General features: G+C 54.2%; 24 protein-coding genes. 15 read left to right on the top strand and 9 right to left on the bottom strand.

From position 1 onward, the window contains the following. Nucleotides 1-16: 16 nt before the first annotated feature. Both DS901_RS16390 and DS901_RS16385 read left to right on the top strand, forming a co-directional pair. Complete coding sequence (locus DS901_RS16390) at nucleotides 17-961, top strand: SRPBCC family protein (RefSeq protein ID WP_113777962.1); 945 nt, start codon at nucleotides 17-19, stop codon at nucleotides 959-961. A 204-nt stretch (nucleotides 962-1,165) separates the two neighbouring features. Beyond that, entirely contained in the window at nucleotides 1,166-1,924 is a 759-nt protein-coding gene (locus DS901_RS16385; protein ID WP_181820901.1) for a YHYH protein, read from the top strand. On the opposite strand, the gene DS901_RS16380 is transcribed toward DS901_RS16385, so the two are convergent. Continuing rightward, nucleotides 1,925-2,344, bottom strand: a complete 420-nt coding sequence (locus tag DS901_RS16380; RefSeq protein WP_113777960.1) for a GNAT family N-acetyltransferase — start codon at nucleotides 2,342-2,344, stop codon at nucleotides 1,925-1,927. It abuts the gene before it with no gap. Beyond that, nucleotides 2,341-3,483: a succinyl-diaminopimelate desuccinylase gene (gene dapE / locus DS901_RS16375; protein ID WP_113777959.1), complete on the bottom strand. Its 1,143-nt coding sequence runs from the start codon at nucleotides 3,481-3,483 to the stop codon at nucleotides 2,341-2,343. Before dapE ends, DS901_RS16380 begins: the two co-directional genes overlap by 4 nt. A 208-nt stretch (nucleotides 3,484-3,691) precedes the next feature. Here dapE and DS901_RS19095 point away from each other — a divergent pair, with 208 nt between their 5' ends. Both DS901_RS19095 and DS901_RS16365 read left to right on the top strand, forming a co-directional pair. Beyond that, the gene (locus DS901_RS19095) at nucleotides 3,692-5,314 is read left to right on the top strand and encodes a calcium-binding protein (RefSeq protein ID WP_181820900.1); all 1,623 of its coding nucleotides are present in this window, start codon (nucleotides 3,692-3,694) and stop codon (nucleotides 5,312-5,314) included. Between the two features lie 18 nt (nucleotides 5,315-5,332). Beyond that, nucleotides 5,333-5,926, top strand: coding sequence for a hypothetical protein (locus DS901_RS16365; protein WP_113777957.1), 594 nt, complete (start codon nucleotides 5,333-5,335; stop codon nucleotides 5,924-5,926). Between the two features lies 1 nt (nucleotide 5,927). Here DS901_RS16365 and DS901_RS16360 read toward each other — a convergent pair whose 3' ends face one another. The 3 genes from DS901_RS16360 to dapD are packed head-to-tail and all read right to left on the bottom strand — an operon-like array spanning nucleotide 5,928 to nucleotide 7,378. Next, nucleotides 5,928-6,272: a hypothetical protein gene (locus tag DS901_RS16360; RefSeq protein ID WP_113777956.1), complete on the bottom strand. Its 345-nt coding sequence runs from the start codon at nucleotides 6,270-6,272 to the stop codon at nucleotides 5,928-5,930. Continuing rightward, nucleotides 6,269-6,550, bottom strand: a complete 282-nt coding sequence (locus tag DS901_RS16355; RefSeq protein ID WP_113777955.1) for a hypothetical protein — start codon at nucleotides 6,548-6,550, stop codon at nucleotides 6,269-6,271. Before DS901_RS16355 ends, DS901_RS16360 begins: the two co-directional genes overlap by 4 nt. Continuing rightward, nucleotides 6,551-7,378 carry a 2,3,4,5-tetrahydropyridine-2,6-dicarboxylate N-succinyltransferase gene (gene dapD / locus DS901_RS16350; protein ID WP_113778084.1) on the bottom strand — a complete coding sequence of 276 codons (828 nt, stop codon included), beginning with the start codon at nucleotides 7,376-7,378 and terminating at the stop codon, nucleotides 6,551-6,553. Between the two features lie 84 nt (nucleotides 7,379-7,462). Between dapD and DS901_RS16345 the strand changes: the two genes are divergently transcribed. Together DS901_RS16345 and DS901_RS16340 are read left to right on the top strand one after the other, a co-directional pair. Then, nucleotides 7,463-8,308: a TIGR00730 family Rossman fold protein gene (locus DS901_RS16345; protein WP_113777954.1), complete on the top strand. Its 846-nt coding sequence runs from the start codon at nucleotides 7,463-7,465 to the stop codon at nucleotides 8,306-8,308. A 3-nt stretch (nucleotides 8,309-8,311) separates the two neighbouring features. Beyond that, nucleotides 8,312-8,797: a gluconokinase gene (locus DS901_RS16340; RefSeq protein WP_113777953.1), complete on the top strand. Its 486-nt coding sequence runs from the start codon at nucleotides 8,312-8,314 to the stop codon at nucleotides 8,795-8,797. On the opposite strand, the gene DS901_RS16335 is transcribed toward DS901_RS16340, so the two are convergent. Then, nucleotides 8,780-9,823 carry a LacI family transcriptional regulator gene (locus tag DS901_RS16335; protein ID WP_113777952.1) on the bottom strand — a complete coding sequence of 348 codons (1,044 nt, stop codon included), beginning with the start codon at nucleotides 9,821-9,823 and terminating at the stop codon, nucleotides 8,780-8,782. The two genes, DS901_RS16340 and DS901_RS16335, sit on opposite strands and share 18 nt — an antisense overlap. Nucleotides 9,824-10,032: 209 nt before the next feature. Here DS901_RS16335 and DS901_RS16330 point away from each other — a divergent pair, with 209 nt between their 5' ends. The 7 genes from DS901_RS16330 (at nucleotide 10,033) to DS901_RS16300 (ending at nucleotide 18,535) form a co-directional block, all read left to right on the top strand. Then, nucleotides 10,033-11,262: an ABC transporter substrate-binding protein gene (locus DS901_RS16330; RefSeq protein WP_258546760.1), complete on the top strand. Its 1,230-nt coding sequence runs from the start codon at nucleotides 10,033-10,035 to the stop codon at nucleotides 11,260-11,262. Nucleotides 11,263-11,345: 83 nt separating this feature from the next. Next, nucleotides 11,346-12,272, top strand: a complete 927-nt coding sequence (locus DS901_RS16325; RefSeq protein ID WP_113777951.1) for a carbohydrate ABC transporter permease — start codon at nucleotides 11,346-11,348, stop codon at nucleotides 12,270-12,272. 10 nt (nucleotides 12,273-12,282) lie between these two features. Next, nucleotides 12,283-13,185 (top strand): carbohydrate ABC transporter permease, encoded by a 903-nt coding sequence (locus DS901_RS16320; RefSeq protein WP_113777950.1) that lies wholly within the window; start codon nucleotides 12,283-12,285, stop codon nucleotides 13,183-13,185. Between the two features lie 6 nt (nucleotides 13,186-13,191). Further along, nucleotides 13,192-14,271, top strand: coding sequence for an ABC transporter ATP-binding protein (locus tag DS901_RS16315; protein ID WP_113777949.1), 1,080 nt, complete (start codon nucleotides 13,192-13,194; stop codon nucleotides 14,269-14,271). Then, complete coding sequence (locus DS901_RS16310; RefSeq protein ID WP_258546759.1) at nucleotides 14,268-16,640, top strand: beta-mannosidase; 2,373 nt, start codon at nucleotides 14,268-14,270, stop codon at nucleotides 16,638-16,640. The genes DS901_RS16315 and DS901_RS16310 overlap by 4 nt, the downstream gene beginning before the upstream one ends. Nucleotides 16,641-16,655: 15 nt before the next feature. After that, nucleotides 16,656-17,402, top strand: coding sequence for a sugar phosphate isomerase/epimerase family protein (locus DS901_RS16305; RefSeq protein ID WP_113777948.1), 747 nt, complete (start codon nucleotides 16,656-16,658; stop codon nucleotides 17,400-17,402). An 11-nt stretch (nucleotides 17,403-17,413) separates the two neighbouring features. Further along, on the top strand, nucleotides 17,414-18,535 hold the full coding sequence (locus tag DS901_RS16300; protein ID WP_113777947.1) for a Gfo/Idh/MocA family protein: 1,122 nt from the start codon (nucleotides 17,414-17,416) through the stop codon (nucleotides 18,533-18,535). 39 nt (nucleotides 18,536-18,574) lie between these two features. On the opposite strand, the gene DS901_RS18835 is transcribed toward DS901_RS16300, so the two are convergent. From DS901_RS18835 to DS901_RS16290, 3 genes are all read right to left on the bottom strand, one after another. Continuing rightward, nucleotides 18,575-18,751 carry a hypothetical protein gene (locus DS901_RS18835; RefSeq protein ID WP_181820899.1) on the bottom strand — a complete coding sequence of 59 codons (177 nt, stop codon included), beginning with the start codon at nucleotides 18,749-18,751 and terminating at the stop codon, nucleotides 18,575-18,577. A gap of 34 nt (nucleotides 18,752-18,785) precedes the next feature. Then, a complete protein-coding gene (gene rlmN, locus DS901_RS16295) occupies nucleotides 18,786-19,964 on the bottom strand; it encodes a 23S rRNA (adenine(2503)-C(2))-methyltransferase RlmN (RefSeq protein ID WP_113777946.1) in 1,179 nt (392 codons plus the stop codon). A 108-nt stretch (nucleotides 19,965-20,072) separates the two neighbouring features. After that, nucleotides 20,073-20,603 carry an invasion associated locus B family protein gene (locus DS901_RS16290; protein WP_113777945.1) on the bottom strand — a complete coding sequence of 177 codons (531 nt, stop codon included), beginning with the start codon at nucleotides 20,601-20,603 and terminating at the stop codon, nucleotides 20,073-20,075. Nucleotides 20,604-20,800: 197 nt separating this feature from the next. Between DS901_RS16290 and DS901_RS16285 the strand changes: the two genes are divergently transcribed. Both DS901_RS16285 and DS901_RS16280 read left to right on the top strand, forming a co-directional pair. Next, complete coding sequence (locus DS901_RS16285; RefSeq protein WP_113778081.1) at nucleotides 20,801-21,793, top strand: asparaginase; 993 nt, start codon at nucleotides 20,801-20,803, stop codon at nucleotides 21,791-21,793. 72 nt (nucleotides 21,794-21,865) lie between these two features. After that, the gene (locus tag DS901_RS16280; protein WP_113777944.1) at nucleotides 21,866-22,654 is read left to right on the top strand and encodes an exodeoxyribonuclease III; all 789 of its coding nucleotides are present in this window, start codon (nucleotides 21,866-21,868) and stop codon (nucleotides 22,652-22,654) included. The last annotated feature ends 21 nt before the right edge of the window (nucleotides 22,655-22,675 follow it).

Genomic DNA, 22,675 nt, shown 5'->3' with positions numbered 1-22,675 from the left:
TGCGGATCGTTAAGCAATGATGTCAAAGTTCATACGCGTCTTCATACCTGCCTTCGTGCTGATCGTTGGCATGCTGGTGGTCTACGCGATTGCAATCGCACTGAAGGTCGAAACAGTCAGCGCTGCGTTCTTGCTCGGCTTTCCCGCTATTGCAGGCTTTCTGATTTTGCGTTTCAAGCCGAAAGGGACGCTCAAAGGGGTTGTAAAAAGCGTTGGCTGGCTTGTTGGGGTCTTCCTTTCGGCGTTGGTCGGATCGTTGGTGACTGGCCAGGAAGGGTTGATATGCGTCGCGGTCGCAGTGGTGCCGATGTTGTTGGGCGTTCTGGCTGGTGGGTTCATCTATATGCTGTTCTTACGTTGGAAGGACGATACAAAGGGCGCGCTGAAAGCTGTGACAATCCCGGTTCTGGCGTTGTTGTTGGTCGGGCTGCCAAGCAAAGAACCGCAAATCTATACTATTACGAATGAAATCGTGATTAGTGCGCCCGTCGACGTTGTCTTCGGGATGCTGAAATCGATTCCTGATATAGCGCCCGACGAAATCCAAACACGTGCGTCACATTTGCTTGGCGTTCCTAAGCCCACAGCCGCGGTTTGGGAAGAAACGCAAGATGGTGCGGTCCGCCATTCATTTTGGGGGGGTGATGTCCATTTCCGCGAGATGATCACGGCCTTCGAACAAAACAAACGCATCGCTTGGGATTTTGCGTTTCCAGAAGGTTGGGTCGCTGACGGTATTGAAGACCCGCATGTCAAAGTTGGGGGGCGCTATTTTAACGTTATCTCAGGCGAATACATTCTAGAGGATCTTGGTGGAAGCACACGTTTGGTGCTGACCACGCGCACATATGATAATTCCGGTTTGGGTGTGTATGCCGAGTTCTGGCATCATTTCTTTTTTGAAGATTTTCATGAAGTTATCTTGGATCTCGTGAAAATGCGTACCGAAGCAAGTATTTAACGACGTTCACTTGCGCCAATAGAGGTGCTTCAAAGACGGCATGATGGCCTTATATATTTCTAACACACCTTATGCGGTTCCCCCACCGTCGTAGAGTGCCCAAAGCAACGAACCCTAGCCTTTGTTGGATGTCAAAGGCTTGTTTTGCGACGGGATTGGGCGTGCCACCCGTTACACTTACCCATGCCGCAAAAGGAAGAAACGATGCAGTATTCCCCAATTGTCTGTCTATTTATGACGCTCACGCCCGTTTCTGCCTTTGCGCATGACAACGAAAGCACCTTTGAAATTCGTGGCGATATGACCTGTATCGTATCAAATGGTGCGCCCAATCACGATATGGGGCGGTTTCCCAACCGGGCGAACCCCAATGCGTTTCGTGAACAAGAATTGACGTTTTGTTTTCCAACAAACCCGCAACTGGCTGGGTATATTACCGAAGATTTGATGACGGTCGGCGTGTCGGTTACCGGGGTACCGATCCGGCCCTATACGGCGGGCTATTACGATCCGGATGGACGGCGTTCGCTCAGCCGTGATTCATCAAGCGGTTGGCGTCAGCAGGCGATGCACGACCCGCGTAGTCTTGGCATGGATGACCAAAACGCCCATGTCGACCAGTCCGGTCTTTATCATTATCACGGCGTGTCAGCTGATCTTTTGGCCGGGCAGAATGGGACATTGATTGGCTATGCACCTGACGGATTTGAAATCCGCTACAGCCCGTCGACAGCGACGTCATCGTGGCGGCTGAAATCAGGGGTGCGTCCCAGCGGGCCGGGCGGGGCCTATGACGGCAGCTTTGAAGAAGATTTCATCTATATGGCGCAAAGCGGCACGTTGGATGAATGTAACGGGGGGATGGTCAATGGCACCTACACGTATTTCGCGACAGACAGCTACCCGTATTTCCCACGTTGTTTCAAAGGCGAGGTGAACCCGCGGTTTATGGTTCGGAACTGATCAATTTGATAGCGGGCGCACCATGTCTTTATGCGGGATGCCTGCGTCATCATAGAACGGACCTTGGGCGACGAACCCCAACTTTTCATAAAAGCCGATGGCGTGGTCTTGGGCGCTGAGCTTTGCGGTGGTGATGGAGGGTTGCGCGCGCAAGTAATCCAGCGCGACCACAACAAGACGCGCGCCAAGCCCAGTACCACGCTGATCGGCCAGCACGCAGATGCGTCCGATTTTCCCAGTTGTTCCTGCGAACAGTATTCGGGCGGTGCCAACAGGCCGCCCGTCGATAGTCGCCAATAAATGTACAGCCTCATCGTCGAGATCATCCATTTCTTCCGCTTCGGAAATGCCCTGTTCGCCCATAAACACAGCGCGGCGCAGTGCGATGCAAGGGGCGTAATCCGCGACAACCGCGATCATGCAAAGTAATCCGTCAGAATGCGGGCATAGATGGATTTGAGCTGGCCGATTTGTTCTACCGCGACGCGTTCATCCACTTGGTGCATGGTTTTGCCGACCAGCCCAAATTCGACCACGGGGCAGTGATCTTTGACAAAGCGCGCGTCGGACGTGCCACCAGACGTCGACAGTTCAGGCGTGCGCCCGGTTTCAGTGGTCACGGCGTTTGCGACCAAATCGGATAATTCGCCAGGTGGTGTGACAAAGCTTTCGCCGGACACTTTGACTCTGGTGTCGACCTCTACCCCAAAGGTATCTTTGATCTGCGCGACCTCAGTTTCGAACCAGTCGATGATCGACTGGCTAGAATGCGCATCGTTGAAACGTACATTGACGGCGGCAGTGCAGCTGGCGGGGATGACGTTTGTTGCAGGGTTGCCCGTATCGATTGTGACCACGGCTAGCGTAGAGGGATCAAAGTGATCGGTGCCTTGGTCCAATTCATGTGATGACAGTCGATCAACCAGACGGGCCATCGCAGGCAGCGGGTTATTGGCGCGATGCGGATAGGCCGAATGCCCTTGTTCGCCGCGCACGGTGAACCACGCTGTCAGTGATCCGCGCCGCCCGATTTTCATCGCCTCGCCCATTTCATTGGGGCAGGTGGGTTCGCCGACGAGGCACACTGACATGGTTTCATTATTGGAGGCCATCCAATCCAGTAGGGCGGTCGTACCGTCAAGCGCGTCGGCTTCTTCATCGCCAGTGATGGCCAAGACAACCGCACCGTCGGGTGGTGTGTCAGTGACAAAATCAATTGCGGCGGCTGCAAAAGCAGCGACGCCGGATTTCATATCCGTGGCCCCGCGCCCGTACATAAACCCATCTTTCACCTCGGCGCCAAACGGATCAACCGTCCAATCGTCGCGGTTGCCAATAGGGACCACATCAGTATGGCCGTTAAACCCAAACGTCCGGTTCGCACCTTGACGTCCCCAGCGGGCATAAAGGTTCGCGATGCCGCCGCGATCAACGCGGGTACATGTGAACCCGCCATTCGTCAGCAGCTTTTCCAACAGCACCAATGCGCCGCCCTCAGTTGGCGTGACAGACGGACATCGAATCAAATCGGCGGTCAGGGCAATTGGGTCAGTTGTCATGGCAGCGTTCCTTTTTAGCTATGAACAAAATAGGGGCGCAGCATCGGTTGTAAACCGCCGATAGCGCCGGGGAAGTGGCGAGAATGCGCCGCCTTTTGCGAGGTTCTGTGCTTCCATAGTCAATCTATACGTGCGCTGTAACGATTACGCTTGTGAAGGTGCCAAATGTCATCAAATGGTACCCGCAAAGCTATATTGGAGAGAAGTGTTGGATATATACGTAGAAAACGCCGCCGAGTTGACTGCGGCCTTGAATAGCGCGAGTGCGGGTGATGTGATCACTTTGGCGTCTGGCGATTATGGATCTGTCACGATTACTGCCGATTATGCGGACATGGTGACGATCCAGTCTGAAGAGCCCGGCGGTGCGGTTTTTGATAGCCTCAAATTGACAAACGCGACCAACATCACTGTTGACGGTGTGCATGTTGACGGCACCGGTAATGGCGGCGCGGGCGGATCCTTTGTCAAAATATCGGATGGAAGTCAGGGCATTACGCTGACCAATATGGAAATCAACGGGCTGGTCGATGGCGTTTATACGGGCGCTTATGGTGTTCACGTTGATGGATCATCCGATGTCACGTTGAACAATAACTATATCCATGACGTTAAAATCGGCATGCTTCTGAACGGCAGCAGTGATGTATCGGTCGTGGATAACGGGCTTGATTATCTTGGCAATGACGGCATTAAATTTGCGGGCATGGATGGCCTGTTGCTTGAGGGGAATATTGAATACGGCAACGTTTTCCCAGAAGAGGGCGACCACGTTGACTTTATTCAAGGCCAAGGCGCGGATTCGAACGATGTCACAATCCGTGACAACGTCCTTCTGGCGAGCAACGTCAATAATATTCAAGGCATCAGCCTGTTTGATGTGAACTATACCAACGTCTTGGTTGAAGGGAATGTGATCTATTCGGGTCAAACCCGTGGGATCACCGTCGAGTTCGGCGAGAACGTCACGGTGATTAACAATACTGTTCTCAACATTCCGGGCACGAACAAGTCCACATATATCGATGTTGTTGATGGCGGCGTGAATGAGGGCAATATCTTTGTCAACAACGCGACCACACCGGGTGAAGCCAATGGCAACCTGCAACTCCAAAATGACGATCCGGACGGTGATTTTTATGTCGACGACTATTTTGTCAACGGATCTGCCGGACAGGGCATCACGTTCGAAGACCTGCAAATCATCGAAGGCACACTCGCTGAAGAATACGGCGCGGTCGGCGTCGTCGAAGCTGTCGTGGCTGTCTTGGAAGGGGGAGAACCAGTTGTTCCGGTCGACCCAGTTGACCCGATTGAGATTGTCGACCCGATTGTCGTGACTGGTAGTGAGGCGCTTGATGCAGCATTAGATGCGGCAACCGGTGGCGAAACAATTTCTGTAGAAAACGGCGATGATGGCTATGTTATCATTCTTGATGACGAAACCGATGACGTCACTTTGCATATCGAAACACCATCAGAAGTGGCGGAAGCGGGTACAGTTGACCTCGTTTTCTCAGGCTCTGACGGCAATGATATCGTGTTTGGCGCGGATGGTGATGATGTCATCGCCGGGGGGGGCGGTGTTGATCGGCTACTGGGTGGCGAAGGATCTGACACATTTGTCTTCGCGCAAGGAACTGAATTGGATATTGTCTACGACTTTGCCGATGGCGTTGATCAGATCGGCCTACAGGATATTGCTTTTGACGACCTGACAATTAGTGATTATCGTAATGGCGATACATTGATCCAAATGGGCGATGATCGGCTTATTTTGCGTGACGTTGATTTCCAGGAGATTACCGTTGACGACTTTATCTCACTCTGAACTTAGGCGAAAATAAATATGAATACCTTACTTAAAACGGGCGCTAAGCTTACTTTTGTATTGTCTTGCGGTCTTGTACTTGCAGCCTGTGAGCCATCAGACGACAGTACAACAGCTTACGGTTCGTTTGACGAAATCGATGCCGCTGCAGTTGCGGCAATCGGGACCTATATCGATGATGATGGTGATATCACTGCAGACCTCACTGACGCGAGCACTTTGACCACTGGATCGGCTGCCTATGCCGGTTTCGTCAGAGGGGAAGTCGATGGGTCTACGTTGACCGGGACATTAACAATGGACGCCAACTTTGCGACTGGTGCCGTCACAGGAAGTGCGACGGATTTCTTTCATGAAACCGATGGGGCTTATGATGGGACGCTCTCTGGTACGGGTGTCGTGAACACCGGTGCCGCTGGGACTGTACCACACGTGACGGCGACGTTGGACGGTGATCTGACAAATGGCTCTGACACTTTTGACACAACCCTTGCATTTGACGGTTATTTCTTGACCGTCGGCGGGGCCGATGCTGCAGCTATTGCTGGAGAGGTTGAAGGTAATGTTGGTTCTGACGACTTCGACGACGGCCTGTTTGTGGCAGAAGAGTAATCTAGGTGAGGCCCTTCGGGGCCTCATCAAAAAACGGCGTCATCTGTGCGACGATGACGCTGTTTTCGGCCAAGGCACGGGCCATCAGGTCTTTTTCATCGTCGGAAATATCGTGGCCTTCTTCGATCCGTTCGTCCAGCGTACCATAGCCCGACACGTCCAGTGGGGCGAGGTCCGCTTGTTTCAGGATGGCAACAGTTTCGCGGACCGCTTCGGCCTCATCCACGCCGCTGGCGTAGCACATCAATGCCGCGCCTGACGCGCCCTCGGGCAACCCGTCGTTGTCGCTGCGCCCGACTTCGACCAATAGCGTGTATACCTTTTGGCGGCTTTCTTTTTTGGTCATTGGGGGTCTTCCTCTTCCCAGCGGGATTTGACCGCCCAAAGCGTTGAGATGATCAACACAATTTGCGCGGGCACGTAGATCACAACCATCAAGAATAGAATGGTCCAGATCAAGGACATATGCATGACGTAGGTCACTGTCACTGCGGGCATCCAAAGCGCTGCCAGAAGCAGGCCGATAATGACCGCGTCCGCCAACACAAGTAGCCATGCCGCCCGCCGCGTGGGGCGATGCCCCGCGGCGATGCGTTTACGTGCAACTGTGCGGCTGATCAGCATTTAGTCGCGCAGCAATTCGTTGATGCCAGTCTTTGACCGGGTCTTTGCGTCAACGCGTTTCACGATCACTGCGCAATAGAGGTTCACGCCGTTCTTTGATGGCATGGTTCCCGCAACAACAACGGAATAAGGCGGTACTTCGCCGTACATGACTTCGCCCGTTTCGCGGTCAACGATCTTGGTGGATTGGCCGATAAACACACCCATGCCCAGAACGGCACCTTCGCGCACGATGCAACCTTCGACGACTTCGGAACGTGCACCGATGAAACAATTATCTTCGATGATGGTTGGGCCCGCTTGCATTGGTTCTAACACGCCGCCGATGCCGACGCCGCCAGATAGGTGCACGTTTTTACCGATTTGCGCGCATGACCCAACAGTCGCCCATGTATCAACCATTGTGCCTGAATCGACAAAGGCGCCAAGGTTTACAAAGGATGGCATCAGCACAACGCCGGGGGCGACATAGGCCGATTTGCGGACGATGGCGTTTGGTACAGCGCGGAAGCCTGCGGCACCAAATTCTTCGTCGCCCCAGCCTGCGAATTTGCTGTCGACCTTATCCCACCAGCCAGAACCTTGCGGGCCGCCCGACTGGAATTCCATATCTTTGATGCGGAAGCCGAGCAACACAGCCTTCTTGGCCCACTGGTTTACATGCCAGCTACCATCGTCTTGCTTTTCGGCGACGCGCAGGCTGCCGCTATCCAAAGCATTAAGCGTATCTTCGATAGCTTCGCGGGTTTCACCGGTTGTTGCGGGTGTAATCGTATCGCGGGCATCCCACGCGGCTTCGATTGCGGTCTCAAGGGCGGCATTTGACATCGGGGTCTCCGGTTTCTTGTGGTCACGTGTTGCCATCGGCTATAGACCGGAAAAGCCCAAAAGTGCAATGCGAGGAAACGCAGTATGACCGACGATCGCCGCCACCCACTCCGCCACAGTTCGCAAGACCGCGAGGCGGCGACACATATTCCAGATACGCCGCAAACGCGCGCGCCATCTTATGCGCTAGCCTTTGCCGACGAAGATTTTTTGTGTCGTGAAGAACTGCGGCCCGTTCGGCTGCAGTTGGAACTGCTCAAGCCTGAAATGCTGATGGATGAAGCAGGGATCGATTCGACGATTGTTTTGTTTGGTGGTGCGCGGATTCCATCGCCCGCCAATAAACAAAGCGCCCGCACCCAAACATTGGCCGATCTGTCGGAATATTACGCGCAAGCCCAAGAATTCGCGCGCATCATGACCGAGCGTTCGTTGAAAACAGGCGGCACTGAAGACGTGATCGTCACAGGCGGTGGCCCCGGCGTGATGGAAGCAGGCAACCGTGGCGCATTGGAGGCTGGCGGTAAATCTATCGGCCTGAATATTGTGCTGCCGCACGAACAGGCCCCAAATGAATATGTAACGCCTGAACTTTGTTTTAACTTCCACTACTTTGCGATCCGCAAAATGCATTTTCTGATGCGTGCTTCCGCCGTGTGTGTGTTTCCGGGGGGCTTTGGCACGTTGGACGAAATGTTCGAGGCCCTTACGCTGATCCAGACAGGCCGGATGGCGCGTGTGCCGTTCTTGCTGTTTGGCAAAGAGTTTTGGAAGAAAATCATCAATTGGGACGCGCTTTCAGACGCGGGCACAATTTCTGCCGATGATTTGGACCTGTTCCAATTTGTTGATACGGCTGAACAGGCCGTTGCGGCCATTGATAGTTGGGAAGGCAAAGGCGAAAAGCGCGGCGTCATTCCGGGGCGCTAAGGCATGCATAAGGCAATCATGGTCATGGGCGTGTCGGGGGCCGGCAAGTCTACCATTGCGCAGGGCTTGGCCACTGTGCTGGGCGGTGTGTATCTGGATGGGGATGATTATCATCCGCAAAGCAACGTCGACCATATGGCCGCAGGGCGTCCGTTGACAGATGACATGCGATGGCCGTGGCTTGATATTTTGGGCGCGACAGTGAATGCGTCGCGGGCGGATCATGTCACGGTGTTTGCATGTTCTGCGCTTAAACGCAGCTATCGCGATCATCTGCGAGCTGCGATCCCGGATTTGCAGATAGCCTATCTAGATGCGCCCTATGAGGTCGTGTCGGCCCGTATGGCCGCGCGCGAAAACCACTATATGCCGACCAGCCTGCTCGACAGTCAGTTTGCTGTGCTTGAGGTGCCGCAAATGCCCGCGATGAGTGTATCTATCGATCAACCTGTGCCCGATATTATCGCAGCGCTAGCTGTCTTGGGCTGACGGGACTTCCAAGTGCTGCATGGGCGTGGAGAGCGGTGATCTGATCGCTTCGATCGCGGCACGCGCCAAAAATTCACCTGCGGCCCCGACTTTTTCAGTGGTCGTCAGGATGTCGGCGCGGAACAGTTTCAAGAACGGAACGGCCTCTTTCGTCGACACATCGATTTCACGGCCTACCTTTGCGCCCGCTTTTTCCAACCCAGCAACAGCGGCCATCGCCGAAGATGTCGATGCCGTCATGATCGCATCAATTTCGGGATGGCTGCGCAGCGTTGTTACAACATAGTCTACGATATCATCGATCTTTGTGTCGCTGGTGACAGGATCGGCAAGAGTGACATTGAGGCCGCGATCTGCGGCCCCTTTGCGTGTGCCGTAGATTATGTGCTGTGCATAGGCTTGGGCGGCGGGTGGCGCGATGAGCAGGACGTTTTTGCGGCCACGATCGGCGAGCTCGTTGATAGCTATCTCGCCAAAGGCGCTGTTATCAAAGTCGTAATAGGGGTGCCGGTCCGCCCAATCGGAACGTCCGTGGGTCGCAAAAGGAAAATGGCGTTCCATCAAGTAGGCGATACGCGGGTCTTGCGGCTGCACTTGGTTAATAATGACAGCATCCGCAGAGCCTGTTTCAACAATATAGCGGACAGGTTCCATCGGATCTTGGTCCGGAAAAAACGGGGTCACGACCAAATGAAATGGTGTGTCGCGCAATCCGCCGGCCACAGATGAAATGAGCCGCGTAGTGTGGCCCATCATGTCGTGTTCGGTGGACATAACGAGGCTGATCACATTGGTGCGACCAGTACGCAGACGCACGCCAGCACGGTTGGGGATATAGCCCACATCCTTGGCAATCTTGCGAATGAGCTTTTTGGTTTCGGCCCCAATATCGGGTGCATCATTAAGCGCGCGCGAGACCGTCGGTACGGCCAGCCCGCTGATCCGGGCGATTGTCTTAAGCGTTGGCTTTCCTGTCGCGGAACGTGCCTCTGCGACCGTCGTGGTCGGCGCCTTTTTTTGTGACATGATGGGCCTCCTCCTCGTATTCCTTAGACAGTCCGTTTTGAAAAAAATCCTCACTGAAATTTCTGGACTGGTCTTAAAACCGTTTAAACACAGGTTGTTACCAATACTAACCGCGCCCACTATAGACAATGTCTTATTTTTGCTTGCTAGGTCAATCTAAAACGATATAGGCTTTACTACAACGATTTAGAACCAGGGAGGAGAGAATCGTGAAACTGACAACAAAATTGATGGCGTTCTCCGCTATCGTCAGTGCATCTTCCGCGTCAGCGGTCGAATTGGAGGTTATGCACTGGTGGACATCCGGCGGCGAAGCTGCGGCTGTTACGAAATTTGCCGAAGCTTGGGACGCGACAGGCAACACTTGGGTTGATGGCGCAATCGCCGGCGGCGGCGACACAGCCCGCCCGATCATGGTGAGCCGTATCATCGGTGGCGATCCGCCCGCAGCGTTCCAGTTTAACCATGGTCGTCAGGCTGAAGAGCTGATCGAAGCTGGTCTTCTTCTGGATCTTACAGATGTTGCCGAAGCCGAAGGCTGGGCCGAAATCGTAAACCCATCGAACTTGTTGGATGCTTGTACAGTTGATGGCCGTATTTATTGCGCGCCTGTAAATATTCACTCTTGGCAGTGGATGTGGTTGTCGAACGGCGCATATGAAAAAGCGGGCATTCCTGTACCACAAAGCTGGACAGAGTTTGCAGCAACAGCTGGTGATCTTGAGGCCGCTGGTATCACACCACTTGCGATGGGCGGCCAGTCTTGGCAGCAAAACGGCGCATTTGATGTTATGTCGGCCGCATTGGTTGGAATCGATTCATGGCTGGCTGTAAACCGTGACAAAAACGCTGATGTTGTACTGGGTGCGGACTATGCGCGCGTATTTGAAGCCTTCGGCGCGGCGCGTGAATTGTCTGCTGGTCTGAACGTTCAGGACTGGAACCAAGCGACTGCTGCTGTGATCAACGACACTGCCGGTGCGCAGATCATGGGTGACTGGGCGCAAGGCGAATTCGCTCTTGCTGGCGAGATTGCTGGCGAAGATTACTCTTGTCTTCCGGGTCTGGGTGAAATCGCTGTGCTGTCAACAGGTGGTGATGCGTTCTACTTCCCTGTTGTAGACGACGCGGAAATCACTGCTGCACAAAAAGAACTTGCAGCTTTGTTCTTGTCGCCACCCGTTCAGGTGTCTTTCAACTCGGCTAAGGGTTCCCTCCCGATCCGCGGTGACGTTGACCTGACAACTGTGAACGAATGTACGCAAAAAGGTCTCGACCTTTTGGCTGCTGGCGACCTGCTTCCTGATGTAAATGCGCTGCTGTCTCCTGATACAAAGACACAGTTGAACGACCTGATGACAGAGTTCTGGAATACGCCTTCCATGACGCCTGCTGAGGTTCAATCTGCCTACGCAGACATCATCGCCGACGCTGACTAAGCGCGGCACTGCTAAACGTGTACAGGCCCTCCATTCGGGGGGCCTGTGTCACAGTCTAGCCAGACGATTCTAGGGAGGAATAAATGGCGCTTTCTGAAGCCACAGATGCCGGGCGGGCTGGCCCAACCAAAAAGCCTACGCGATTATTCAAGAACATGGCATCTAAGATTGCGGCGGTGCCGATGGTCTTTACGGCACTTGTCATTTTCGTTGGGGGCACGGTTTGGACGATCGTTTATTCATTTACAAGTTCAGGTCTTCTGCCCCGTCTAAAATGGGTAGGCCTCGATCAATATGAGCGCCTATGGAACAGCCGTAAATGGCTGGTCTCAATCGAAAACCTTGCCATTTATGGTATTTGTTCGCTGATTTTAACGCTTGTTATCGGCTTCACGCTTGCCGCTTTACTTGACCGTAAGGTCCGTGGTGAAGGCGCCTTGCGCACCATTTTCCTCTACCCTTTTGCACTGTCGTTTATTGTGACGGGCCTAATCTGGCAGTGGATTTTGAACCCCGATCTGGGTCTGCAAAGTGTGGTGCGTGGGATGGGCTGGGAAAGCTTTACCTTTGATCCGCTCAATAATGCGTCACTGGTGATGTTCGGTCTGTTGATTGCGGGCCTTTGGCAGGGCACCGGGCTGATTATGTGCATTATGCTCGCTGGGCTGCGCGGCATTGATGAAGATATCTGGAAAGCCGCCCGTGTTGACGGCATCGGCACCGTTAAGACCTATATCCGCGTGATTATTCCTATGATGCGCCCGGTATTTGTGACCTCGTTGGTGTTGATCGGCTCTGGCATTGTGAAGCTATACGATCTTGTGGTCGCGCAAACGTCGGGCGGTCCGGGGCTGAGTTCACAAGTGCCCGCCATGTACGTGATGACATCGATGTTCGGCGGGCAAAACCTTGGCCAAGGTTTTGCGGCGTCCACCATGATGCTTGTCAGCGTTGTCATTATTCTTGTCCCTTGGGCAATTCTTGAATTCGGAGGGAAGAAGCGTGGCTAATTCCGACACGATGGCTGCACCTGCCGCCCTTGCCGCTGGCCCACGCGGGCCAAAACCAAAACGTCGCATGACCCGTGGAAATATCATTGTCTACGGCACGCTGTTCATTTTTGCGCTGTACTACGCGCTTCCGCTGTATGTGATGGTCGTAACCTCGCTGAAGGGGATGCCAGAAATCCGGATGGGCAATATCTTTGCGCCACCAATGGAAGTCACATTTGAACCTTGGGTCAAGGCGTGGTCGCAGGCCTGTACTGGGATCAATTGTGATGGGTTGTCGCGGGGGTTCTGGAACTCTGTGCGCATTCTGATCCCGTCGCTTTTCCTTTCCGTGGCAGTTGCCAGCGTGAACGGCTACGCGCTGTCGATGTGGAAATTCAAAGGTTCTGAAGTCTTTTTTGGCATTTTGATGATCGGCGCGTTCATTCCATATCAAGTCATGCTTTACCCCATCGTGATCTTGCTGCGCGAGGCAGGGCTTTATGGATCTCTTACCGGGTTGGTTTTGGTGCACGTCGCCTTTGGGATGCCGATTAACACACTTTTATTCCGCAATTACTTTGCCTCTATTCCCGAAGAATTATTCAAAGCGGCCCGCGTCGATGGCGCAGGATTTTGGGCAATCTTCTTTAAGATTATGTTGCCGATGTCGCTGCCCATTTTCGTTGTTTCGTTGATCATTCAGGTGACCGGCATTTGGAATGACTTCTTGTTTGGTGCAAGCTTCACCGGGCCTGACCTTTATCCGATGACGGTGCAACTCAATAACATCGTGAACTCTGTACAGGGTGTCAAAGAATACAATGTGAACATGGCGGCGACCTTGCTGACCGGGCTTGTTCCGCTGACCATCTACTTTGTGTCTGGAAAACTTTTCGTACGCGGCATCGCTGCCGGCGCTGTCAAAGGCTGATAAATCATGACTAACTCAATCGAAATCAAAAATCTCGACCTGTCGTTTGGCGCGGTAAAAGTGCTGCAAGACTTGAACCTCAATATAGGGGAAGGTGAGTTCCTAGTGCTTCTTGGTTCATCTGGCTGTGGAAAGTCGACCCTGCTGAACTGTATTGCTGGCTTGCTTGAAGTCACCGATGGTCAGATTTTCATTAAGGGCAATAACGTCACTTGGGCCGAACCATCCGAGCGCGGCATCGGCATGGTGTTCCAATCTTATGCGCTGTATCCACAGATGACCGTCAAAGGGAACCTGTCGTTTGGCCTGAAAAATGCTAAAGTTCCAAAAGACGAGATCGAGAAGCGCGTCGCCCGCGCCGCCGAAATCCTGCAAATCGAAGCGCTGCTTGACCGTAAGCCCGGTGCCCTATCGGGTGGTCAGCGTCAACGTGTTGCGATTGGCCGCGCGCTGGTGCGCGATGTGGATGTATTTTTGTTCGACGAACCTTTGTCGAACCTTGATGCCAAACTGCGTGTTGATCTGCGGGTCGAGCTGAAGCGCCTGCACAACCAGCTACAAAACACGATGGTTTACGTGACCCACGATCAAGTAGAGGCGATGACTTTGGCTGACCGGATCGCTGTGATGAAGGGTGGCAAAATCATGCAGCTTGGCACCCCAGATGAAATCTATAACCAACCGCGCAATCTTTATGTTGCGGATTTTATTGGTAGCCCGTCTATGAATTTTCTAGAGGGAAATTTGGAAGGTGGCGCGTTCAAGGTTGACGACATGACCTTGCCAATGACCGGATATGATTTTGCAGCGCCGCAGACTGCTGGTCGCCCGGCCATTGTCGGGATCCGACCTGAACATGTTGTGACCGGTGAACTGGTGCGCAATGCGCCGCTGCAATTTGAAGCAGACGTTGATCTGGTTGAACCGATGGGATCTGACACTTTGGTTTACGCTAAGCTGGGCCAGCACAGTTTCCGCATCCGCATGGATGGCCAAGCGCGTGTTCAAGCGGGTGAAGTGTTGCAGATCGGGATCGACCCTGCACGCGCGTCACTGTTTGATAAAGCGACCGAGGATCGCCTGTGACCCATCTAAATTTGGCGGGTGAGTGGGCGCTGTCTGATGACAGCGGTGACTATGCTTGCGCAATGCAAATGCCGACAGACGGTATTACAGCCCTGCGAGAGGCCGGATTGATTGCCGATCCTTACTGGGGTCGCAACGAATATGATTTGCGGTGGATCTGCGAACGCGACTGGACGGTCACTCGCAATTTCGATGTCACCGAAATCGATATAGATTTGGTGCTGTCCGAGATGGACACCGTCGTAACCGTACGTGTCAACGATCAGGTCGTGCTAGAGGCTGAAAACGCTTTCCGGACCTACCGAGTGCCGCTTGCAGGCGTCGCAAAGGTTGACACAAACACAATCAGCATCACTTTCCATTCCCCTGTGGTTGCGGGCGGCAAAAAACATGCGGCGCATCCGTTTGAACTGCCGATCAGCAAGAACTGCCCAATCCCGGATGGGAATTTTCTCCGCAAACCCGCCTGTGATTTTGGCTGGGATTGGAATATCGCGCTCGCGCCTTTTGGTATTTATGGCACGATGGCAATTGAACCATCGCGTGCGCCACGGATTGATCGGCTCGCGATCACGCAAACCCACACGGTTGGTGCGGTGACCCTAGGCGTGACCGCCTATACCGCCAATCATGATGGCGAGGTCGTGGCGACCATTGCGGGGCGAACCGTGACGGGGGAGGCGGTCAATGGCGTCTGCGCGTTAAGCATCTTGATTGAGAATCCAGACCTATGGTGGCCCGTCGGTCAAGGTGACCAGCCACTTTATGATTTGACCGTAACGGCGGGCGCGGCAAAGACGCAGCGCCGCATAGGTTTACGTGACTTGCAGCTGATCACCGAGGCCGATGATATTGGCCTTGGGTTCAAATTCCGGATCAACGGCCGCGATGTATTCTGCAAAGGGGCGAATTGGATCCCCACAGATGCACTGCCCGGTCAAATCACCGATGAAAAGACACGCGACCTGCTGCAATCGGCGGTCGATGCCAATATGAATATGATCCGCATTTGGGGCGGTGGGCGGTACGAACCGTCGTCGTTCTATGACGCTTGCGACGAAATGGGCCTATTGGTTTGGCAGGACTTTATGTTCGCCTGCAATCTTTACCCATCCGACGCCGTATATCTGGCCGAGGTTCGGGCTGAGGTCTCCGACAATGTCGCACGGATGCACCACCACGCGAGCATCGCGATCTGGTGTGGCGACAATGAATTGATCGGTGCATTGGGATGGTACGACTGTAGCATCAACGACCGCGATCGCTATCTGGTAAATTATGACCGGCTGAACCGGGCGATTGAAACGCAACTGCTTGAAGTCGATCCAACGGCGATCTGGTGGCCGTCTTCGCCGTCTCCGGGGCCTATGAATTTTGGCGATGCGTGGCATGACGATGGATCGGGCGATATGCATTTCTGGTCGGTCTGGCACGAAGGCCGCGACTTTGACCACTACCGCGATGTCGGCCCACGTTTCTGTTCCGAATTCGGATTCCAAAGCTACCCGTCGATGAATGCCGTGCGCAAATTCGCAGGCGTGGCAGATCAAAACATCGCCGCCCCCGTGCTGGAAAGCCATCAAAAGAACGCAGGCGGCAATGCGCGGATCGCAGAAACCATGTTCCGTTATTTCCGTTGGCCGAAGCACTTTGACGATTTTGTTTATATGTCCCAAGTCCAACAGGGCCTTGCGATCAAAACCGCTGTCACCCATTGGCGCAGTCTTAAACCGCGCTGTATGGGCACGTTAATTTGGCAGCTCAATGATACGTGGCCGGTCTGTTCGTGGGCCTCGCTTGATCATGGCGGTGATTGGAAGTTGCTGCACCATATGGCGCGCGAATTCTATGCGCCTGTCTTGGTCACGGCTGTGCCTGTTAATGGGGATTATGTGATCCGTGCGGTCAATGATGCGCCGGCCGCCAGCGATGTATCTGTCACCGTTTCGGCAGTGGACATGACGGGCAAATTGCGTGCGCTGTGCGTGGGTGGCGCATCCGTCGAAACAACAGCAGTGGACGTGCTGACAATCGCGAGCGCAGACCTGAAGCCTGATGAAATGTTGCATTATGCGTGGGAAACCGCGGATGGCGTGGCAGGCAGCGATACATTCGCGCCTAAACCTTACAAAGACTACAATCTGCAGGCACCAAACCTGACCCAACTTGTTTCTGGCAATACACTCACACTTACTGCGCAGACGCTGGCATTGTTCGTCGCGATCGAGGCCGATGTGCCCGGGCGATTTGACGACAATGCCTTCACGCTTTTGCCCGGACAAACAAAGGTTGTGCATTTTGCGCCAGCCAATCCTGCAGACAAACCAAACTTCACGCTGCGCGATCTGCACAGCGCGACATACGCCTGATCGAGGAGAGAAAACATGACCAAGATTTCCTACCAACTCTACTGCTCACGGAACTTTCCACCGTTGGAGGATACACTGCAAATGCTCTCTGAGACCGGGTTCAAAGAGGTCGAAGGTTTCGGGGGCCTTTTTGATGATCTCGATGGGCTAAAGGCGGGGCTTGACGCGACAGGCCTGAAAATGACCAGCAGTCACTTTGGGCTGGATATGGTCGAGGGTAACGCATCAAAAGCGATTGCCATCGCAAAGGAATTGGGGATTCAAGAGGTTATCGTACCTTTTGTGATGCCTGATGATCGCCCGGTGGATGCCGCCGGTTGGGCCGCGTTTGGGACACGTTTGGCCGAGGCTGGTAAGCCGTTTCAAGACGCAGGTCTGGTCTTTGGTTGGCACAATCATGACTTTGAATTTGTGGCGACAGAAACGGGTGAGTTACCGCTTGATCTTATCGCGGCGGCGTCAGACGCATTGATGTTTGAACTCGACCTTGGTTGGGTCGCGCGCGCGAGGCTTGATCCGGTCGCGTGGATTCAGAAATACGCGGGCCGCATCGCGGCGGCGCATATCAAAGACATTGCACGGGCTGGTGAAAACGCAGACGAAGATGGCTGGGCGGATGTTGGCCACGGTACTCAAGATTGGGCCGCGATCCATGCTGCGCTGCAAGAGGCGGGCGTAGATCACTATGTGGTCGAACACGATAACCCCAAAGACCACGCCCGGTTTGCAAGCCGCAGCTTGGCTGCGATCCAGAAATTCTAGGAGGTTCTATCATGACTAAACTTGGTGTTGGCATCATCGGATGCGGTAATATTTCGACCTCTTATCTTAAGCTGGCTCCGCTATTTAAGTCGCTGGATGTTAAGGCGGTCGCGGATATCAACATGGACGCGGCCAAGGCACGGGCCGCTGAATTTGGCGTGCGTGCTGAAACTGTCGCGGATTTGCTTGCGGCGCAGGATATCGATGTGGTCGTGAACCTGACGATCCCTGATGTGCATTTTGCAGTGACGAAACAGATCATCGAAGCAGGCAAACACGCCTATTCCGAAAAACCATTGGTGTTGACCTTGGAAGAAGGCAAAGAACTGCGCGATCTGGCAACGTCAAAAGGCCTACGTATTGGGTCGGCGCCGGACACGTTCCTTGGTGGATCGCATCAATTAGCGCGTGCGCAAATTGATGCCGGTAAAGTCGGGCGTATCATCGGTGGCACATGCCACGTGATGGGGCATGGCATGGAAGCATGGCACCCGAACCCCGACTTTTTCTTTAAGCCAGGCGGTGGCCCGGTTTTGGATATGGGGCCGTATTACATCACCAACCTGATCCAGTTGATCGGGCCGGTGAAATCGGTCACGGCGCTTGCGAAATCAGCCTTTGCGACGCGCACCATCAGCAACGGGGCCCGCAATGGCGAGGTCCTGAAGGTGGAAACACCGACAGATATTCAAGCCTTGCTTGAATTCGAGAACGGTGCCGCCGTGACCCTAAGCGCAAGCTGGGATGTCTGGTCGCATCGCCATGACCACATGGAGCTTTACGGTGAAAACGGGTCTATCTTCCTTCCGGATCCGAACTTTTTTGGTGGTGACGTTGAAATCAGCGGTGAAGACAAAGACATCCACACCGTTGCACCATGGGATCATCCGTTCGGCGTGGTGAACTACGAAGACATCCGCGCGAATTATCGCTGTGCCGGGCTTGCTGATATGGCCACGGCCATCGCCGAAGATCGCCCTCATCGCTGTAATATCGACGTCGCGCTCCATGCGGTTGACGTGATGACCAGCATCTTAAAGGCGGGCGAGGAACGCCGGTTTGTCGATATGACGACCACCTGCGAACGCCCTGCGGCCTTGTCACCTGACGAGGCACGCGCGTTGCTGGCATAAGGATATACGCCTGCGCTATTTTTTGCGCAGGCGCATCGACTAGCTGGATAATTGCGCCGTTTGATGCGCCCGTTCCGTCAGGATCGCCGCGCGCTGGCGTAAATCATTGCGCAGCGCGTCACGAACAATATTTCCAATAACAGTTTCATTGCGACCGGTCATATGTTCGAGCGCATCATGAAGTTCCGGCGGTAAATCGATAACAAGATGTTTCATGCGTTATGCTTAACGAAACAAGATGAAAAATTCGTTAAACGCCGGCTTCTTTTGCGATTTCTGCACGGCTTTTTCGCGCCCGCTCTGTGGCTGATTTTAACTGACCACAAGCAGCCATGATGTCTTCGCCGCGCGGTTTGCGTACGGGCGATGAATAGCCTGCGTTATAGACGATGTCGGAAAACGCACGGATACGGTTATTTGACGACCGTTTATAGGGCGCGCCGGGCCATTCGTTGAATGGGATTAGGTTGATCTTGGCCGGAATGCCTTTGATCAGTTCGACCAGCCGGTGCGCGTCTTCGTCGGAATCATTTACACCATCCAGCATCACATATTCAAATGTGATCCGTTCTGAATTCGACGCTTTGGGATAGACCCGCAGCGCATCGAGCAAATCCGCAATTGGCCAGCGTTTATTAATCGGGACCAGTTTATCGCGCACTTCATCCGTGGTGGCATGGAAAGATACTGCAAGCTGGCAACCGATCTCTTCGGCGGTACGGGCAATTTCGGGAACGACGCCGGATGTTGAAAGGGTAATGCGACGACGGGACAGGGCGATCCCTTCGGGATCAAGCGCGATCTTCATCGCGTCACGTACGTTTTCAAAATTATAGAGCGGCTCACCCATGCCCATCAGAACGATGTTCGACAAAAGACGTGGCGCGGCTTCGTTACGGGCACCTTGTTCGGGCCATTCGCCCAGATCATCGCGCGCCAACATGACTTGGCCAATAATCTCGCCTGCGGTCAGATTACGGACAAGTTTTTGCGTGCCTGTGTGGCAGAACGAACAGGTCAACGTGCAGCCGACTTGGCTGGAAATACACAGGGTTCCACGGTCAGTTTCGGGGATATAGACGACTTCGACTTCGTGGCCACCTGCGATGCGGACCAGATACTTGCGCGTGCCATCCTCAGATATTTGCCGGGTTACGACCTCGGGTAATTGAATGACGAAATTCTCGGCAAGCATCGCGCGATAGTCTTTGGATAGATTGGTCATCTGATCAAAGTCGCGAATGCCCCAGTGGTACAGCCATTGCCATATTTGGCCCGCGCGCATCTTGGCTTGCTTTTCCTTCGTGCCGACGGCGATCAATGCATCACGCAGCGCTGGGCGCGTCAGACCGATCAGGTTCGGTAGACTATCAGGCAGTTTGCGTGGGATCGTCATCACGTCCTGAGTAATAGGGGCCTTGGCGTCCATGGGGTGCTCCGACATTAGGATAAGCGCTGCCTATAAAAGAAACGGGCCGCTTTCACAAGAAAAGCAGCCCGCAGGAAATATACTGTCACCGCAAGGGCAACATATGGGTTAGCCCGCACATTGCGAGGCGGCTTCGTCAACGGCGGCGGTAAAGCCCAGCAAACTAAAAGTGTCTTGGGTCTGCGTGCCGCGGCCGGAACGGCCTGTGACAACCGCATCAGCGCCGCGTTTCATGGCGGCGACAAATTTCGCATCATCTTCGGCGCTGGCGGGCCATGCAAATTCACCTTCGGTAAACATTTCAAGTGTCGTGTCGCCGACTTGCACCGAAACGGTTGACCCACTTGCAAACGGATAACCGCCTGCAAACATCACTTGGCCGGTCACGCTCTCAGATGGGCGGTAGAATACGATCATCTGGATTTCGCCACGGCGCACGGTGACAGGTTGTCCATCACGTGTGTTGTTGGATCCCACCGGCGCAGAAACCGCCCAGCACTCTTTAGGGTCAGCTTCGACGTAGACGGCCCAATCTGTATTGGCCGCAACGCGGTTTTCACTAGAGTCTTGTGCGGTCGCCGTGGTGGCGCAAACCAACGCCGCAACAACGCCAAACACGCGTGCAATATTTAAATTCATTTCGCAGCCTCCAAGCTGTCTTTGCCTCTTGTTGGTCCGCTGTTTCTTGTGCCGCAAAGATGTATCTTTTTGGCTGGTAGGACCTGTCGTTACCCGATAGCGTTAGCTTTAACAAAAAAACCCGCCGAGGGGAAAGCCCCCAAAACGGCAATGCGCGCGCAATCGCGCTTACAGTGACAATCCAAAAAGGCAAAAAAATGGCAAATCCTGTTGATCTGGTTGAAGTTTGGCGCGGTGAGTTGCTTGAATGTGTGCATCAGGGGCATGCGGTGGTTTGCGATGAAGCTGGCGAAATTGTGAACGCTTGGGGGGATCCAAGCGCGCAAATTTTTCCAAGATCGTCGTGTAAGATGATCCAGGCCCTGCCCCTGCTGGAAAGTGGCGCAGGTGCGCATCTGACGCAAGAGCAGCTTGCGCTGTCGTGCGCTTCGCACCAAGGGGCCGCAATTCACACTGATCGGGTCGGCGCGTGGCTGGATGATTTGGGGTTCAGTGATGCTGATTTTCGCTGTGGGCCACAGACGCCCGCCGATAAGGATGCCCGCTACGCGCTGATCCGCGCCCATTCAGAGCCCTGCCAAATCCACAATAATTGTTCGGGTAAACACGCTGGCTTCTTGACGTTGAACAAGCACCTCGGCGGGGGCGCTGATTATGAAAAGGTTGATCACCCTGTGCAACAGGCCGGCAAAGCTGCGTTTGAAGAAACTACCGAAGAAACCAGCCCAACCTATGGCATCGACGGGTGTTCTGCGCCGAATCATGCTTGCACAGTGCACGGGCTTGCACGTGCGATGGCGTTTTTTGCGAGCGCTCATGAACGGTCGGACTTGCGCAGCACGGCCGCAGTGAAATTGCGCGAAGCGATGATGACCTATCCCGAACTGGTCGCGGGTGAAACGCGGGCCTGCACGGACTTGATGCGCGCAATGAATGGGCGCGCTGCGATTAAAACAGGGGCGGACGGCGTGTTTGTGGCGATCATCCCCGAAAAACGGATCGGTGTGGCGTTGAAAATTCGTGACGGGGCGACGCGCGCCAGCGAATGCGTGATCGCGGCGATCTTGGTGTCGCTTGGTGTACTGGATCCCAAACACCCAGCAGCCATTGCGCGGATGACGCCGACACTGAAAAATTGGCGCGGGATCACGGTTGGACGGGTGCAGCCTGTTGCGGCACTTGGGGTCTAGCTCAATAGGGTTGATCACCTCAAGAATGCGCGCCACAAATGGCGTGCAACACTATATTGAAAGCGAAACAGCATGGCCTTTACTTTGGCGACTTGGAACATCAACTCGGTGCGTTTGCGCGAAGACATCGTCGCAAAGCTGATGGGCGAAGAAGCGCCCGACGTACTGTGCTTGCAGGAATGCAAAAGCCCGGTTGATAAGATCCCGTTGGCGCAGTTTCAGGCGCTTGGATATACGCATATGGTTGCGCGTGGCCAAAAGGGTTACAACGGTGTCGCGATTTTTTCCAAAATTCCGATGGTTGAGGCCGGTGCAGAGGATTTTGCCCAGCTTGGCCATGCTCGCCACATTGCAGGACGGCTGGAAAACGGTGTGACGATCCATAACCATTATGTCCCTGCGGGCGGTGACGTCGCGGACCGTGAGGTGAACGAAAAGTTCGGTCAAAAACTGGATTACCTGACGGACATGCGCGACACGTTTAACGCAGCCAAGCCCGAGAAATCTATCCTCGTGGGTGATCTAAACATCGCGCCGCGCGAAGACGATGTTTGGGATCACAAAAAACTATTGAAGGTCGTGAGCCACACGCCGATCGAGGTCGAACATTTCGCCGATGTGATGGCTGCAGGTGACTGGGCCGATGTGACCCGGAACGATATCCCGGATGGTAAGCTGTACAGTTGGTGGTCGTACCGTGCCAAGGATTGGGATGCGGCTGACAAGGGCCGGCGCCTTGATCACATTTGGGCCACGGCTGATATCCAAAATGCCGCGCATTCCAGCCGTGTGATGCGCGATGCGCGTGGATGGGACCGCCCAAGCGACCACGCCCCAGTCTTTGCGACGTTTGATTTGTAAATGAGCGGCCCCGCGTATTAA

Source organism: Loktanella sp. D2R18, assembly GCF_003318235.1.
GTDB lineage: Bacteria > Pseudomonadota > Alphaproteobacteria > Rhodobacterales > Rhodobacteraceae > Yoonia.
The sequence above is the reverse complement of the archived record's forward strand: the minus strand, read 5'-3'. Positions and strand labels throughout refer to the sequence as shown.